This window comes from Chromohalobacter sp. HP20-39 (assembly GCF_033052815.1).
In the GTDB taxonomy this organism is placed as follows: Bacteria; Pseudomonadota; Gammaproteobacteria; order Pseudomonadales; family Halomonadaceae; genus Chromohalobacter.
Genome location: NZ_JAWHTP010001205.1, coordinates 1 through 233 on the forward strand (window position 1 = coordinate 1; position 233 = coordinate 233).

Annotated in this window: 1 protein-coding gene; it reads left to right on the top strand. The window is 67.4% G+C overall.

The features are described from left to right. Nucleotides 1-125: 125 nt before the first annotated feature. Nucleotides 126-233, top strand: a 108-nt coding sequence (locus tag RVY79_RS22140; RefSeq protein ID WP_411161790.1) for a peptidoglycan-binding domain-containing protein, incomplete at its 3' end; no start/stop codon positions are given.

The following is a 233-nucleotide window of genomic DNA, read 5'->3' on the forward strand; positions in this document are numbered from 1 at the left end:
CGGGCTTTTGGGCGACGCTGTGGGGGGCGCTCCGGGGCCGGGATGCCAAGGCAGTAACGACGCCGGAGAAGCAACGGCCGGGTATGCATTCAGCCGGCGATGTCGTTCTCTACGATCAGCAGGAAATGCTGTCGGCCAAGGGGTACACCGAGGTCGGCCAGCCTGACGGGCTGATGGGCGGGCGCACCGTCAACGCCATTCGGGCGTTCCGGGCTGAGAATGGCCTTCCGGCG